This window comes from Hymenobacter rubidus (assembly GCF_016734815.1).
In the GTDB taxonomy this organism is placed as follows: Bacteria; Bacteroidota; Bacteroidia; order Cytophagales; family Hymenobacteraceae; genus Hymenobacter; species Hymenobacter rubidus.
The window spans coordinates 48981-62916 of the sequence record NZ_JAERQF010000012.1 but is presented as its reverse complement, the minus strand read 5'-3'; the positions used below and the strand labels follow the sequence as shown (position 1 = coordinate 62916).

Genomic DNA, 13936 nt, shown 5'->3' with positions numbered 1-13936 from the left:
ACTACTGTTTCCGGGCAGCGCCGGCGGCCTGCTCAAGCTTGATTTTTTCGGCCACATCCACCATCGGGGCTACCCAGATTTCCTTTTCGTGCGCCTTGAGGTAGCGCAGCAGCTGCCGGTGCGCGGGCAAAGCGACGTTGAGCGGGTGCCCGCCGCCCACGCCGTGGAACAGAAACACCAGCAGCGTGTGCGACTGCTGGGCCTGCTTCACCAAATCAATCAGGTACTGGCCCGGCTGCCCGTTGATGGAGTAAGCGGCCACGTTGTCGAGGGCCACTTGCGCGGCGGTTTGCAGGCCGGGCGTGACGCCCCGGGCGGCCACGAAATCCTGTTTCAGCTGGTTGTAGAACGGAACGCCGCCAATCTGCAGGTCGCCGCAGGGGTAGGCGAAGGTGCGGGCGGTTTTGCCGTCAATGGCCCGGAGCAAGGTGTTGTTGGCCCGTATTTCGTCGGCGGCGCGGCCCACGGTGTACTTGCTCAGGTCGTGGTCGGGCGTGACGAAGCCGCGGCCGGGCAGGCTGCCGTCGCAGGGGTGGAAAAGCGCGTGGTTGCCCAGCTCGTGCCCCCGGGCAGCGGCCTGGCGCCATTCCTTCAGGCGGCGGGCCACCACGGGCGAGGAACCGATGAGGTAGAACGTCCCGCGAAATTTCAGGGAATCCAGCGCCGGCACCACGTTGTCCAGGTCCACGTCAATGGCGTCGTCGTAGGTCAGCACCACCGCGCACTGCTTGTTGTTCCAGGTCGTCGGGGCCTGGGCCCAAACACAGCTTGGGCCCGCCAGCAACAGCGCAGCGGCAACTCCCAGGGGGCGGAATAAATTCATGCTTGGGTGAGGGTGAGGGCAGCAACCAAAACGATGCTGCAAATGAATGGCGCCGCAAGTTTAGTACCCGCCTAGCCAACGGCCCGGCTATGCCAGGCGGGGGGGATGGCCGCTACTTTATTTCGGCAACTTCCACGCGGCGGTTGCGGGCATCGGGCGAGGGGTAAAGCGGCCGGGTGTCGCCGTAGCCAACGGTGCTGATGCGCTCGGCGGCAATGCCGGCCTTCACCAGGTAGGCTTTCACGGCTTCGGCGCGCTGCTCCGAGAGTACCTGGTTTTTGTCGGGCTCGCCCACGCGGTCGGCATGGCCCGCAATCTGGAGCTTCATAGTCGGCCGGCTTTTAAGCGCGGTGGCCAATTGGTCGAGGGCCGGGCCCGACTCGGGCAGAAGCTCCGGCGTACCCACCCGAAACAGCACGGTGGGCAGCACCACGGGCGTTTCGGCCACCAGCGGCGGGGTCGGCAGCGGGCGTTGCGTTGCCTGCGCCGTATCGGGGCGGGGCTTCGGCGGGGCTGCTTTGGGCGGGGTGCCCGTCACGCGAATGGTGATGGGCACCACCGCACGCTGGCTGGTGGGGTAGTAGCCCTGCGTGAGGTAAAAAGTCGTGGTTTTGCTGAGAGCGGTGCGGTAGGTATTGCCCGTGTTGACGGGCTGCTTCAGGCTCACATCGGTGTACCAGAGCACATTGCGCCCCGAAACGCGGATGCTGGTTTCTACCCCATTGGGCACTGTGCTGGCTGATTTTAGCTTGACGCGGTAGAGCGTGAGGGTGCCCACGCTGCAGTCGCCCACCGGGCGGTAGGTGGCGTGGCCGGTCAGCTTTTCCAGCGCCGGGTCGTAGGCGAAGGTGATGGCACCGTCGCACCAGTAGCTGGTGAGCGTGCGGCCGGTTTCGTTCAGCTTGGTGCCGTGTTCCAGGCGCAGGCCCGCGCCCGTACGGGTTCCCTGCATCTGGAACGTGACGGAAACGTCCGGTTGGCCCCCTACTTCCTCGTACAGCACCCCAAACACCGAACTGTCCTTGCTCTGCTGTAGCCGCAACACCGACGGCCAGTATTTGTCGGGCTGGCTGGTTTCGGCTTCTACGCCCTGCCATACGCCCGTCAGGGATTGGGCTTGCACCGGGCCTGCCAGCAGCAGGCAGCCGATGCCGTACCATAAGCTGCGTTTCATGCGGGCAAAAATAGCTTTTGGCGAAAAAATACGGGTTGTCGTCATACGTGAAAAAAGCATCCTTTTACGCCCCAACGACTCGTTAAAGCGCCTAAGGGATGCTTCGTTCCATTGCACGATGCCGGCCACCCGCCGGGGCACCGTGTGCACTGGCTTGGCGCTGGCTGCCGGGGACCTGCCGGCCCGGCGGCCGCCCAACGGCTAGTCCAGATACGCCATGTCTTCGGCGCTGAGCTGGATTTCGGCTTGAGGTTCTCGCGCAGGTGGGCCCACGACGACGCGCCCGCAATGGGCAGCAGCCAGGCAAGGTTCAGCTGGGCTTCGGTGGCGGTGTGCTTGCGGGCCAGTTCGGTCAGTTTGTTGCCGGCCTTGGGCAGGCCGTGCGCCAGCGAGAAAAAGGAGATGAACGGAACGCCGTACTGCTCGCACAGGTCGAGCACTTCTTCGCCGCCGGGATAGGCGCCGTGGGGCAGCTGCACGGTGGTGCCCTGGGCGTGGCTGTACGTGTTTTCCACGGTGGCAAGGGGCCTTAGCCGCAGGCCCTCTGCAGCTCCTCGCGGGTCAGGCCCACGTGCAGGTTTTTGCCTTCGCGCTGCATCTCTCGATGCGGTAGCGAAAGCCTGCCACATGGTTCACGGTGTGCAGGGCCGGGTGCAGGTAATACAGGAAAAACGCCCCGCCCAGCCGCTTGGCATCGGCCCGGGCGCGGGTGGAGTCGACGGTGGCCACGCGGCCAAAAAAAGGCGCCTCGAACGCGGAAAAGAAAGCAAAATGCTCGCGCCGGTTCCAGGTAGTGAGGTCAAGAAGGTGCTGCATGGGCCGGCAAAGGTCGGCAGGCATGCCCACGCGGGCATTAGGCCAGCCGGCGCACGTCGTAGGGCACGGCCAGGCCGAGCAGGGCTTGGGCAACTTGCTCGTCGGTGGCCGCGCCCGAAACCGTGATGTCGGCCACCAGGCCCCGCTGCCGGTCGTCGCGCACGGTGAGGGCGTCCACGGTCAGGTTCGGCACTGCCGCCAGCTGGCGCGCATACACCCGGCTGATTTCCTGCTTGGCCAGGGCCGGCTTAAAGATTTTGCCGATGGCCGTGAGCGGCAGCTCGGCGGCCGTGTACACCTGCTTGGGCCAGGCGGCGCGCTCGGGAATGTGGGTTTCGGCGAAGGAGCGCAGCTCGGCTTCCGACACCGTTTGGTTGGGCTTTAGGGTCACGTAGGCCACGGGCAGCTCGCCGGCGTGGGCATCGGGGCTGCCGATGGCGGCCGCCAGGGCCACGGCGGGGTGGGCCATCAGGGCGTCCTCTATCACCTTGGGGTCGATGTTGTGGCCGCCGCGGATGATGAGCTCCTTTTTGCGGCCCGTGATGTAGAAGCCGGCCTGCGCGTCCATCCGGCCCAGGTCGCCGGTGTTGTAGTAGGGGCCCTGGCCATCGCCGGTGTCCACCCAGATGCCTTTGTTGTGCTCGGGCTGCAGGTAGCCGTGGAAGATATTGCTGCCCCGCACCACCATCACGCCGCTTTCCTCGGGCTCGGCAAAGCGCTGGAACGCGCCGGTTTGCTCGTCGAGCACCACAATGCGCACGTCCTGGTAGGGCACGCGCAGGCCGATGCTGCCCGGCATGGGCGCCCCCGCCAGCGGCCCCACCACGCTGATGCAGCTGCCCTCGGTGAAGCCGTAGCCTTCCACCAGCCGCAGCTTGGTGCGCTGCTCGAAGGCCCGCAGCAGCTCCACGGGCAGCGGTGCGGCCCCGCAGATGGCGTAGCGCAACGAGCTCAAATCGTGCCCCTCCACGGGCAGCGTGAGCAGCTTGCTGAAAATAGTGGGCACGCCGCTGAACAGCGAGATGCGGTAGTGCGCCACCAGCGGCCAGAAGTTATCGAGAATGCCCGGCCCCCGGTAGCCCGCCGGGCTGCCCAGCACCACCGTGTGGCCCAGCAGCCACGGCACGCTGCCCGTCACCACCACGCCATTGACGTGGAACAGCGGCAGCCCGCAGAAGAACACCAGCCGCTCGGGCGCGGCCTCGCCGCCCAGCAGCTGCGAGGAGGCGTAGGTTGTACTCGTAATATTGTAGTGGGTGAGGGGCGCGATTTTGGGCGTGCCCGTGGTGCCGCCGGTGTGGAAGTAGCAGGCCACATCGGTGGGCGCGAGCTGCCGGCCCGACACCAGTCGGTCCGACGCCTGGCGGCGGCTGGCTTCAGCAAAATCCATCACCCGAATGCCCGGCAACCTCAGCTTGGGCTGCACCAGCCGCAGCCCGCCAAGTAGCAGCCGCTGCGCTGCAGGTAGGTAGTGCAGCAAATCGACGGCAATGACCGTGCGCAGCGAGGGCACCAGCGGAGCCACGGCCTGTACCTTCTGCCAGATGTCGGTTTTGGGGAAAGCACGCAGCGTGACCAGCACCTTGGTGCCGGCCGCGTTCAGGATTTCGGCAATCTGGGCCGGCTCCAGCAGCGGGTTCAGCGGGTTGACGATGCCGGCCGCCTGCCCGCCCCAGAGCGTGAAGTGCGTTTCGGGCAGGTTGGGCAACAGGTACGACACCACGTCGGTGGGCCCCACGCCCATCTCGTGCAGCATGTTGGCCGTCTGGTAGCAGCGCTGCACCAACTGCGCGTAGCTGAAATCGACCGACTCGGTGGGCCGCTCGCCGCTGAACACGAAGCGCAGGGCCAGCGCCGCCGGGTTGCGGTCGCGGCCGCGCTCCAGCAGGGCCAGGGTGTGGGCGGGCACCGGCTGGGCCGCCAGCGGGGTTTGCTCAAGGGTGAGGATGTCGTCGAGGTTGCGGTAGCCCGGCATAAAAGGGGAGGGAAGCGTCGGCTTGCGCCGTTAGAGAAGTGGTTATTCCTTCAAAAGTAGGCCCGGCACTCTGCGCGCCAAGCCCCAAACGGCCGGTTGGGTATTTTTCAACCATTTATTTGGGTGAGGCGAGGGCTCAATGTGGCAACTCCCTTGTTGATTTCTGGTAGCGCGCCAGAGAAGTTTGGGGCTGAATACGTTCAGGCAAACCAGCGGGCCGCCGCTTGTTGGAATGCGCTCGCATCAGGGATTTCATCCGCTGCCCAAGCCACCACACCGTCGGGCCGGATGAGCACCGCGCTTAAGCCCAGCTGCGCCTGCGCCTGACGGGCCGCATACTTCAGTTGGCCGCCATACGCCTCCGTCGCGGTTTTCAGCGAGGCATTATCTTCAAAATCAAGCAGTAGGCCCTGGCCATCTTGCAAGAGGTCGCCTAGCGTCGTGCCGTCGTCGAAAGCGAAGTTGGGCGCGCTGTGGCCGGCCAGCGGGTGGACCGCGCCGAGGTCGTAGTGCGTGCCGATGCCCCAGACACGGCCGGCGAAATAGGTGGCCCCGTCGCGCGTGGCCAGCAAGTCGCGGACGATGGCATGTAGCGCACGGCCCTGGGGGCTCATGAGGGCCACTTGGGCGCGGGACCAGTCCAGCACGCACGCGCCAATGGGGTAGCGCTCGGTGCAGTAGCTGTCCAGCAGCCCGGCCGGCGCTTGCCCGCGGAGGGTGGCCGCCAGCTTCCAGCCCAGGTTCAGGGCATCGCCCAGGCCCAGGTTGAGCCCTTGGCCGCCCAGCGGCGAATGAATATGCGCGGCATCGCCGGCCAGCAGCACCCGGCCGTGGCGGTAAGAGGTGGCCTGCCGGGCCCGGTCGGTCCAGGTGGTGGCCAGATGCAGGGCGCTGATGGTGACGTCGGTGCCGGAGATGCGGCGGAGCACCGCCTGCACGTGCTCACGCGTGACGGGCTGGCCGGAAGTGTGGAATGTGCCGCCGTCAAAATCTTGAATGATGAGGTAGCCGGGCTGCGACTGCAGGTACATACCGGTGGGGGTCAGGTTGCGGCCAGGGCGGAGCTTCTCGGGGTCGGCCAGGTTCACCTGAGCGGTATAGCCGGTGAACTCGGGCTCGGTGCCGGCAAACTCAAATCCGCCCAGCTTGCGCACCACGCTCCGGCCGCCATCGCAGCCCACCAGCCACTGGCCCGCGAAAGTGTGGACATCGGCCTGCACCGTAACGCCAGCTTCGGATTGCTCTAAGCCCGTCACCCCAAGCCCGCGCCTGATTTCAACGCCCAGGGCTTCGGCGCGGCGCGTGAGCACCGTTTCCAACTCAGCCAGTTCCGATAAGAGGCTGGTTGCGGTGGCGCTGGGCAAGCGGTAGGGCCACTGCTTGGGGTCAACATCGGCCTCATAAAAGGGGATGCCGGCGAAGTGCCCGGCCTGGCGACGGGTTTCTGGTTCGGTGTTCTGGTGCGGGTTTTTGAGGCGCTTGTGCAGCTCTAGCTCCTGCAGCAGTCCCCGGCGGTGCAGCGCTTCCACCGAAGGGGCGTTGAGGCCCCGGATACCAAAGGGCCGCTGCTTTAGGGGCGAGTGCGGGTTTTCGGCTTTTTCCAGCAGCAGCACCGAGCAGCCGGCCAGGCCCAGCTCGCAGGCCAGGAACAACCCCACCGGCCCGGCCCCGGCAATAATGACGTCGTAAATAATCGGTTGATTGGGGGTGGAGCCCGCGCTTTTCAGAGTGGTTTTCATGCCACAAAGCTCTGGCGGCCTCGTTCCTTAGTCTTGTAGAAACGCGACAAAATCGGGGCTTACCGCCTGCTGCCGGCTCCGGGCTTTGCGGGCAAAGGCGGCGGGCGTGGTGCCGCTGTAACGCTTGAATTCCCGGCTCAGGTGGGCCTGGTCGGTGTAGCCCAGCTCGTGCGCCAGGCCGGCCAGGCTGGCCGACGGATGGTGCCACAAGTGGTTGCGGGCCTGTTCGAACCGCATCAGGCTAGATATGTCTTTCACCGTGTAGCCTGCCGCTTGCTTAAACCTTCGTTCCAGGGTGCGCACCGTGGCGTGGGCCGCCGCGGCCACCTGGCTCACCGGCAGGGTGCCGCCGGCGGCGCGCATGGCCCCGCCGGCTTTCGCCAGCAGCGGGCCGGGGGCGGCATCGGGGTGGCGTTGCAGGAAATACCGTTTCACCTCCGCCAGGGCTTCGGCAATTTTTCCGGCCTCCAACCACTGCGCCAAAGGCGCCTGCAGCCCGGCAATGGGGTGCCGCATCACGCGCACGCCATCCTGCGCGGGCGGCAGGCCAAGCAGGTCGAATACCGTCCAGGGGAAACACCGAATGCCGATGATTTCCAGCCGGTTTTGCGCGTAGAAATGCGCCGGCTGGTTGAGTAGCCCCACCATAAAAGGGGAGGGCAGCCTCTGCACGCCCGCCGGGGTAGCCACGCCGCAGGGGCTGCCGAAGTAAAAGATGATTTCCGCGTAGCCGTCCGGCTGAACCTCGAAGGCCGTGGGCGCTGCCCCGAATTCCAGCCGGTCATACCACAGGCACTTGATGGTTTCGGCTAACGCCGCCGGGGGCTCAAATTCCTGGTGATGCATAAGGGAAGATAGCACCACGCGCCCGGGCTAGTCTCAAAATAGCCCTCCAATGCAGCCAATCTGCCCCAAATTATAAGTTGAGACGGGCCAACGGATGATTTGAGCCCCGGCGCCCAACCCGACGCTTCACCTTTGTCGGGTTCATCAGGCGCTGCCTGGGCCCAGGCCCTGCGGCTCATTTCCTCCCTTTTTTATGCGTCAGCTTTGTCGCCCCCTCACCCTGCCACATTGGTGGCAGGACGCCCTGCTTGCCCTCCCGCGCATCGTGTGCGGCTACCTGCTGGCCGCCAATTTCGGGGCCGCCAAATTCGGCCTGCCCTGGTCGCCGCCCGACAACAACCTGGGCTTGTTTGAGGTGGCCTTCTGGTTTCCGCAGGATGTGGCGGCCTACGGGGGCATCTTCGCGCTGTTTCCCAATTTCTTCGCCTGGATGGGGGCCTTCAGCGAAGCCATCGGCGGCGTGCTGCTGGTGCTGGGGCTGCTCACGCGGCCGGCCGCATTGCTAGTGTGCTGCACCATGCTGGTGGCCATGTTTATGCAGCAATGGCAGCAAGGGCTGTGGAACATGCTGCCGGCTGCCGGCTTTCTGTGGGCCGCTTTGCCGGCATTGGTGCTGGGTTCCGGCCGCTTCGGGCTCGACTATTTGCTGACGAAACCGGCGGTGCCGCGCCTCCGGCCTGGCTTGGTTGCGCTGGCCGTGGCGGCACTGTTGCTGCCCGGCTGCGTGCAGCCAGCCCACGACAAAACCGTGGTGTACCTGCTCGACGTGAGCGGCCACCCCAACGTGCAGCAAGTGGGCCTGCGCGGCCGCGACAAGCCCCTGAGCTGGGATTCCGACCTGCTGCTGACGCCCATCCGGAAAGACAGCCTCTACCGCGCTGTCGTCACCACGCACACCGGCTACAAGGTGACGGAGGTAAAATTCACCCTCAACGGCGACTTTGAGCTGAAAGAGAAAGCCAACCGCCGTATCCTTTTCGGCCCCGCCGATACCACCGTGTACCGGGCGCGGTTTGATGTGGTGCCCCGGTAAGAAAGCGCGTCAGCCCGGTTGGGCGGGGGTGTTGTTCAATCGGCCGAATCCCGCTTCACAAACGCCAGCCAGTTCGACTGCCGGGCCGTGTCGGTGCGGCGGTGGCCCAGCTTCACCACCTGGGGGCCGGTTTTGTACCAGCCTTCGTCCCAGCCGCCCATGTCCAGGTACAGGGTGTTGCGGGCGCCCAGCTCCAGCAGGTCGTCGGCAAACTGCTGCATGGTCATCGCATCCGAAGTACTTTCCACCACCACAAACCGGCGGCCCGCCAGCTCCACCAGGGCCCGACGCTGGAAAACGGCCCCGCCGGCGGCACGCAGGTTCCGGCCCTCAAATACCAGCAGCTCCTGTAGCAGCACCGTGCCCCGGTGGCTGCCCACGCGCTCCAGCTCCGCCAGGGGCGGCGACTGGCCCATGGGAATTCGGGCAATGGTGAGCGAGTCGCCGAGCAGGGTGAGCACGCCATCCAGAAAGCCCACCTGGGCCCGGGCCTGGCGCAGGCGGCCGTTGCTCACCAGCAGGTCGAGGGGCTGGCCGGTGTCCAAATCGGTGTAGGCGGCGGCCACGCTGAGCTGGTAGCGGCCGTCGGCCACGTCCGGCCGCACGGTCATCACCCGCACGGCCAGGCCCTGGGGATAAAACAGGGTGTATTGGTGACCATCGGCGGTGGTTTTGCCTTCCACCCGCACTTCCGAAGTAGCGTTTGGGGAGCAGGCGCCGAGGCCGGCCAGCAGCCAGCCCAGCACCGTATTGCGCAGCGTGTTCATCCGCATGATTACCGGAAGCAGAGGAGGTGAAAGGGGGAGGGCGCGGGCCGCGCACCGACAGGGGCTCGGACTACGAACCGGCCGCCGGCTCAATGCCCTGGCGGCTCTTTTTGAGCACCGGCTGCCGGGCTTTCCCCTTGGGGCGGCCTTTTTTGAACGTGATGCTCCAGATGCTGTCGTAGTCATCGTCGGGCCACTGCTGGGGTTCTTCGATGCCCAGGGCCTCGGCTATTTTCACAATGTTGTGGTGCTCCCACACCAGCAGCACGGTGCCGCGGAGGCGCCGCAGCTCTTTCGCGAGGCCCTTGATTTCGTCGGGTGCGTAGTCGCTGTTGATGGTCAGGTTGTGCTGCACGGCGTAGGGCAGCACGGTTTGCATCATCCGCACGCGGGTGGTTTCCTCTTTGTCGGTGCCGATGCACGGCACGTAGGTGAAATCCGGGGGCCGGGGCAGCAGCTCATTAAGCACGTCGGGCAGGGCCAGCGCCCGGGCCAGCCCTTCGGCCGAAAGGTTGTCGCCCTCGGTGGGCTTTTCGCCGTGCCGGATAATGACCACCCGCAGCAACGGCCCCTTGGGTACCGGCGGCGCTTTGGGATGCACGGGGTTCAGATGGTACAGCAGAAACAGCTTGGTCCTATCTAATTCGGTGAAATGGTCAATCATAAAGCAATGGCCGTGATAAGAGGCTGGAATCAGGCAAAGCACGCCCAACCCGGCAACGAGTTAGCTGCGGCATACTAGCCCGGCCGGCGCAGGGTTACAGCCGGGCTTTGGGAAAGCGCTTCTTACGCTCCTAAAGCATCCCACCGCTGCCGCAGCGGGCCGCGGCGTCGCGCAAAATTCCTGCCCCCACGCCAGGTCATGCATTGCCGCATAATCAGCTCATTCGAACCACGACTTTGCCCTTGGCCCGTCCGGTTTCAAGGTATTCCAACGCTTCTTTGGTGGCTTCAAACGGGAACACCCGGTCAACCACCGGGCGTACGATGCCGGCGTCCAGGAGCGCTCCAAGCTCGCGCAGCTGCGCGCCGCTCGGGTGCATCAGCAGGAAGGAATAACTGGCCTGGTTCTTTTTCGCGAGCCGGCGGACGCGGAAGCTGAGCAGCCGTATCACCTGCTGCAAAAACCAATTCATGCCCTGTTCTTTGGCAAACTGCGGGTCGGGCGGCCCGGCCACGGAAACGACTTTGCCGCCGGCTTTCAACACCTGGAAAGACTTATCCAGCGCTTCGCCGCCCAGCGTGTCCAACACGAGGTCGTACCCCGCCAGTACGTTTTCAAACGCCTCTTTTTTGTAGTCGATGACCAGGTCGGCCCCCAGCTTTTGCACCCACTCCACATTGGCCGTGCTCGTGGTAGTGGCCACAAAGGCCCCCCAGTGTTTCGCCAGCTGAATGGCCACCGTGCCCACACCGCCCGAACCGGCGTGAATGAACACCCGTTGCCCGGGTTGCAGCTTGCCCACGTCGCGCAGCGTTTGCCAAGCCGTGAGGGCCACTAGCGGCATGGCAGCGGCCTCTTCCATAGTGCTGCTCGTTGGTTTGGGGGCCACGGCCGCTTCGTTCACCGCCACATATTCGGCAAAAGCCCCCATTCGGTCCACGTCGACCCGGGCATATACCTCGTCGCCGGGCTTAAACTGCGTCACATTCGCCCCAATCCGTGCCACCACGCCGGCCGCATCGTTGCCCAAAATATGCGGGAAGCGCAGTGGCAACACCTGTTTGAGTTGCCCGTCCCTGATTTTGAAATCCACCGGATTGACGCTGGCCGCTTTCACCTGAATCAACACATCATCCGCTTTTACCAGCGGCTCCGGCATCTCGGCGGCCTGTATCTCTTTGTTGCTGCCATAACGCGTTAGTACAAATGCCTTCATGTTGCGAGGTGTTGAGGTAGTGCGCTCATCCAGCGGACGCGAGATGTAGCCCTCACAAGGTAGGATAAATGCCCCGCGTCCCCAAAGCCGCTGCCGAAGCGGGCCGCGTCGCGCCGCCGCGCCCGGCTCCAAGTGGTGAGTGATACGATTTGATACGATTCAAGACGATGTTGATACGATAGACCTGCCCGGCCCCAAACGCCCGCTCCCGTGCCCTTGGCGCCGCTTAGAGCCGCTTGGCAAGCTGGGCGTGTCTGGGAAGCTAAGTACAGTGAAACGAGAGAATGCCATTCCGTCTAATCGAAGTAGCTTTGCCGCACTGTGCGGTAGTCTCCCGCCAACCACGGTGCTCCATTTGGCTTCGGCTGAAACGAGCGAAGCCCGTGGTCGGCAAACCACGGGCTTCGAGAAGTGGGTGATTTGTCCCTCCCATTACATTGAAGACGATGGAGAACAAACCAAACAGCGACGGTGATTACGTGGTAATCGTCGTCAGGCTCCCGGTGAAGCTGCTTGCGCAGTTTGGCCGGTGGCTGGTGTTAGCCGCTGCCACTTACGTGGTGCTGCAACACTAACCGTAGCCAGCAGGAGGGACGCAAGTCCTTCCTGCCTTGGGCTGTAACTGCGCTCAGCCGCCGGAAGTTGCGCAAAGATGCAAAGATTCCGGGAAAACTGCCGCCGCTGCCGAAGCTTCGCGTACCTCCTGCGCGTGCCCCCGGCGCCGCTTAATTCCGCTGGGGAAGCGGTAAAACCGGTACCTAGAGTTAGTATTTTATTGAAAACTCCAGGTGCCCGCCCAGTCCATCGGCAATAATGCGCTGCAAGGTTGACAGCCGCACATCCTTCAAATCATTCTCCAACTTGGAGATATAGGCCTTATCCGTGCCGGAGCGCTCGGCCAGCTGCGCTTGCGTCAGCCCTTTAGCCTGACGCGCCTGTTGCAAAAGCACACCTAGCTTGAACGTTTCATAGCCGGCCTCAAATTCTTCGCGTTGCTTCGTGCCAATAGCGCCGTGTTCCTGCTCAATGAATTGGTCCAGGCTAGTAAGATTTTCGTTGACTTTCATGATATTCGGCTTTGACTTTGTGGGCTTTGTCCAACTCTGCTTGCGGCGTTTTCTGCGTTTTCTTGGCGAAGCCGTGGCCCACGACCACCAGATTGCCCGCATCGAAGAAGCAGAAGATGCGAAAGATGTCGCTTCCGACCTGCACCCTGATTTCATACAGGCCATCGGTGCCAGTCAGGTGCTTGAAGTACAGTTCAGGAATCTGGTCCAGGTCTTCCACCACCCGCAGCGTCCATAGAATCTTCTTCTTGACTTTCTCGCTCTGGCTGGCATAGAAGTCGCGGAAATAGTTTTTGAAGAAGAACAGTTCGCGCTTTTTGGCCATCGGGCAAAAGTAAGTCCGGTTGTCCAATCAGACAACCGGGCCGCTTTGTTGTTTGTTCCCACCGCCGCCCGCCCCCAGCGCCCGCCCGCCGTGCCCTTGGCGTCTCTCGAAGCCGCTGAAGAAGCTGGGACTGTCTCTGGGAATTGCGCTGGATAGGGGCGAGAGGTTGCCGTTTCAGCCAATCGAAGTAGCTTTGCCGCACTGTGCGGTAGTCTCCCGCCAACCACGGTGCTCCATTTGGCTTCGGCTAAAACGAGCGAAGCCCGTGGTCGGCAAACCACGGGCTTCGAGAAGTGGGTGATTTGTCCCTCCCATTACATTGAAGACGATGGAGAACAAACCAAACAGCGACGGTGATTACGTGGTAATCGTCGTCAGGCTCCCGGTGAAGCTGCTTGCGCAGTTTGGCCGGTGGCTGGTGTTAGCCGCTGCCACTTATGTGGTGCTGCAACACTAACCGTAGCCAGCAGGAGGGACGCAAGTCCTTCCTGCCTTGGACTGTAACTATGCCCAGCCGCCGGAAGTTGCGCAAAGATGCAAAGATTCCGGGAAATAGGCCATCCGCTGCCGAAGCTTGAGGTGCCCCCGCCCGGCCCAAACGCCCGCCCCCGTGCCCTGGGTGCCTCTCGACGCCGCTGAGGAAGCTTGAAGTGTCTGGGAACTGCCCGCTCCCAGCGCCCCCGCCGCCTCTTGAGTGGCTGAGGAGGCTGAAGAAGTGGCCATTGACGCGCGGAACATTGCGGAGCAGTTGGGCCGGTAAGTGTAGGAATTGTCCCGTTAAGTCAATACGGCTAGGATGAAAAGACAGGACGTTAAGTAGATGAATTACCGATAAGTAAATCAAATATGCTCATATAAATCGAGAAACTGGTAGAAGAAATCAATTCTCTTCGGCTTTGATAGAGTCGAAGCGCGCTAAAATTCTATTGGAATCTTCGAGCGGTAATTCATTTAATAACTGCGCTATTAATTTGTCAAGAAATTTACCACTTTCAATATGAAGCTGTTGTGGTATGACATTGCTGTAGTCAAAATCACGGACAAAAAATCCAGATTTAACAATAAAAGTATAGTTGGCTGAATCGTCCTCAATGGCAAAGGTCGTCTCTTTCCAAAAAGGTTTCCATACGAACGTTACGTTGTAAATTCTTTTGTCAGGGCATTTTGAATAAAGTGTTTTCAAGAATTTAACCATATAAGTACATCGAATAATTGTGTATTCCCAATTAATCCGTGTTTCAGGTGCGACAAATTTTACTTCAAGTACATTCTTATAATTACGTTTCCAATACGATATCATACTTTCTAAAGATTCGTATGATAATACCGCCCGATTTTTAGGCTGATAAATTTGTGGCGCTCCAAATGAGTTTAAATTTGTAAAATCCATACTGCTCTACTTTAGAAAAAAATATGCGTTTTTAAGGCTCACAGATGTTGATAATTTAGTAGAAGTTATTAACATCTGTGAGATAGTGAATTTCAGATTTG

16 protein-coding genes are annotated in these 13936 nt (G+C 62.3%); 3 read left to right on the top strand and 13 right to left on the bottom strand.

Annotation, left to right across the window (positions count from 1 at the left end):
- Nucleotide 1: 1 nt before the first annotated feature.
- From JKL48_RS10675 to JKL48_RS10645, 7 genes are all read right to left on the bottom strand, one after another.
- Nucleotides 2–823, bottom strand: a complete 822-nt coding sequence (locus tag JKL48_RS10675) for a polysaccharide deacetylase family protein (protein WP_201982230.1) — start codon at nt 821–823, stop codon at nt 2–4.
- Between the two features lie 112 nt (nt 824–935).
- Nucleotides 936–1997, bottom strand: coding sequence for an OmpA family protein (locus JKL48_RS10670; RefSeq protein WP_201982229.1), 1062 nt, complete (start codon nt 1995–1997; stop codon nt 936–938).
- 41 nt (nt 1998–2038) lie between these two features.
- Nucleotides 2039–2512 (bottom strand): aldo-keto reductase family protein, encoded by a 474-nt coding sequence (locus JKL48_RS10665; protein ID WP_201982228.1) that lies wholly within the window; start codon nt 2510–2512, stop codon nt 2039–2041.
- Between the two features lie 46 nt (nt 2513–2558).
- Entirely contained in the window at nt 2559–2813 is a 255-nt protein-coding gene (locus JKL48_RS10660; protein ID WP_201982227.1) for a CatA-like O-acetyltransferase, read from the bottom strand.
- Between the two features lie 37 nt (nt 2814–2850).
- Nucleotides 2851–4788, bottom strand: coding sequence for an acyl-CoA synthetase (locus JKL48_RS10655; protein WP_201982226.1), 1938 nt, complete (start codon nt 4786–4788; stop codon nt 2851–2853).
- A gap of 200 nt (nt 4789–4988) precedes the next feature.
- Nucleotides 4989–6527 carry an FAD-dependent monooxygenase gene (locus JKL48_RS10650; RefSeq protein ID WP_201982225.1) on the bottom strand — a complete coding sequence of 513 codons (1539 nt, stop codon included), beginning with the start codon at nt 6525–6527 and terminating at the stop codon, nt 4989–4991.
- Between the two features lie 27 nt (nt 6528–6554).
- Nucleotides 6555–7373: a helix-turn-helix domain-containing protein gene (locus JKL48_RS10645; protein WP_201982222.1), complete on the bottom strand. Its 819-nt coding sequence runs from the start codon at nt 7371–7373 to the stop codon at nt 6555–6557.
- A 193-nt stretch (nt 7374–7566) separates the two neighbouring features.
- Here JKL48_RS10645 and JKL48_RS10640 point away from each other — a divergent pair, with 193 nt between their 5' ends.
- The gene (locus JKL48_RS10640) at nt 7567–8406 is read left to right on the top strand and encodes a DoxX family protein (protein WP_201982220.1); all 840 of its coding nucleotides are present in this window, start codon (nt 7567–7569) and stop codon (nt 8404–8406) included.
- A 35-nt stretch (nt 8407–8441) separates the two neighbouring features.
- On the opposite strand, the gene JKL48_RS10635 is transcribed toward JKL48_RS10640, so the two are convergent.
- The 3 genes from JKL48_RS10635 to JKL48_RS10625 form a co-directional block, all read right to left on the bottom strand.
- On the bottom strand, nt 8442–9173 hold the full coding sequence (locus JKL48_RS10635) for a hypothetical protein (protein ID WP_201982218.1): 732 nt from the start codon (nt 9171–9173) through the stop codon (nt 8442–8444).
- Nucleotides 9174–9243: 70 nt separating this feature from the next.
- Nucleotides 9244–9837 carry a histidine phosphatase family protein gene (locus tag JKL48_RS10630; RefSeq protein ID WP_201982215.1) on the bottom strand — a complete coding sequence of 198 codons (594 nt, stop codon included), beginning with the start codon at nt 9835–9837 and terminating at the stop codon, nt 9244–9246.
- 214 nt (nt 9838–10051) lie between these two features.
- Nucleotides 10052–11053 carry an NADP-dependent oxidoreductase gene (locus tag JKL48_RS10625; RefSeq protein WP_201982213.1) on the bottom strand — a complete coding sequence of 334 codons (1002 nt, stop codon included), beginning with the start codon at nt 11051–11053 and terminating at the stop codon, nt 10052–10054.
- Nucleotides 11054–11499: 446 nt separating this feature from the next.
- On the opposite strand from JKL48_RS10625, the gene JKL48_RS23405 reads away from it, so the two are divergent.
- Entirely contained in the window at nt 11500–11628 is a 129-nt protein-coding gene (locus JKL48_RS23405) for a hypothetical protein (protein WP_262895992.1), read from the top strand.
- A gap of 189 nt (nt 11629–11817) precedes the next feature.
- Here the strand turns inward: JKL48_RS23405 and JKL48_RS10620 are convergent, their stop codons facing one another.
- Both JKL48_RS10620 and JKL48_RS10615 read right to left on the bottom strand, forming a co-directional pair.
- Nucleotides 11818–12120: a helix-turn-helix domain-containing protein gene (locus JKL48_RS10620; protein ID WP_201982210.1), complete on the bottom strand. Its 303-nt coding sequence runs from the start codon at nt 12118–12120 to the stop codon at nt 11818–11820.
- Nucleotides 12095–12445 (bottom strand): type II toxin-antitoxin system RelE/ParE family toxin, encoded by a 351-nt coding sequence (locus JKL48_RS10615; protein WP_201982208.1) that lies wholly within the window; start codon nt 12443–12445, stop codon nt 12095–12097. The genes JKL48_RS10620 and JKL48_RS10615 overlap by 26 nt, the downstream gene beginning before the upstream one ends.
- A 328-nt stretch (nt 12446–12773) precedes the next feature.
- Between JKL48_RS10615 and JKL48_RS23400 the strand changes: the two genes are divergently transcribed.
- Nucleotides 12774–12902 (top strand): hypothetical protein, encoded by a 129-nt coding sequence (locus JKL48_RS23400; protein ID WP_262895992.1) that lies wholly within the window; start codon nt 12774–12776, stop codon nt 12900–12902.
- Between the two features lie 423 nt (nt 12903–13325).
- Here JKL48_RS23400 and JKL48_RS10610 read toward each other — a convergent pair whose 3' ends face one another.
- On the bottom strand, nt 13326–13835 hold the full coding sequence (locus JKL48_RS10610) for a hypothetical protein (protein WP_201982207.1): 510 nt from the start codon (nt 13833–13835) through the stop codon (nt 13326–13328).
- Nucleotides 13836–13936: the final 101 nt, after the last annotated feature.

Coding starts and splice junctions, on each gene's coding strand:
- JKL48_RS10675 (WP_201982230.1), bottom strand. CDS start 823: ATGAATTTATTCCGCCCCCTGGGAGTTGCCGCTGCGCTGTTGCTGGCG.
- JKL48_RS10670 (WP_201982229.1), bottom strand. CDS start 1,997: ATGAAACGCAGCTTATGGTACGGCATCGGCTGCCTGCTGCTGGCAGGC.
- JKL48_RS10660 (WP_201982227.1), bottom strand. CDS start 2,813: ATGCAGCACCTTCTTGACCTCACTACCTGGAACCGGCGCGAGCATTTT.
- JKL48_RS10655 (WP_201982226.1), bottom strand. CDS start 4,788: ATGCCGGGCTACCGCAACCTCGACGACATCCTCACCCTTGAGCAAACC.
- JKL48_RS10650 (WP_201982225.1), bottom strand. CDS start 6,527: ATGAAAACCACTCTGAAAAGCGCGGGCTCCACCCCCAATCAACCGATT.
- JKL48_RS10645 (WP_201982222.1), bottom strand. CDS start 7,373: ATGCATCACCAGGAATTTGAGCCCCCGGCGGCGTTAGCCGAAACCATC.
- JKL48_RS10640 (WP_201982220.1), top strand. CDS start 7,567: ATGCGTCAGCTTTGTCGCCCCCTCACCCTGCCACATTGGTGGCAGGAC.
- JKL48_RS10635 (WP_201982218.1), bottom strand. CDS start 9,173: ATGAACACGCTGCGCAATACGGTGCTGGGCTGGCTGCTGGCCGGCCTC.
- JKL48_RS10630 (WP_201982215.1), bottom strand. CDS start 9,837: ATGATTGACCATTTCACCGAATTAGATAGGACCAAGCTGTTTCTGCTG.
- JKL48_RS10625 (WP_201982213.1), bottom strand. CDS start 11,053: ATGAAGGCATTTGTACTAACGCGTTATGGCAGCAACAAAGAGATACAG.
- JKL48_RS23405 (WP_262895992.1), top strand. CDS start 11,500: ATGGAGAACAAACCAAACAGCGACGGTGATTACGTGGTAATCGTCGTC.
- JKL48_RS10620 (WP_201982210.1), bottom strand. CDS start 12,120: ATGAAAGTCAACGAAAATCTTACTAGCCTGGACCAATTCATTGAGCAG.
- JKL48_RS10615 (WP_201982208.1), bottom strand. CDS start 12,445: ATGGCCAAAAAGCGCGAACTGTTCTTCTTCAAAAACTATTTCCGCGAC.
- JKL48_RS23400 (WP_262895992.1), top strand. CDS start 12,774: ATGGAGAACAAACCAAACAGCGACGGTGATTACGTGGTAATCGTCGTC.
- JKL48_RS10610 (WP_201982207.1), bottom strand. CDS start 13,835: ATGGATTTTACAAATTTAAACTCATTTGGAGCGCCACAAATTTATCAG.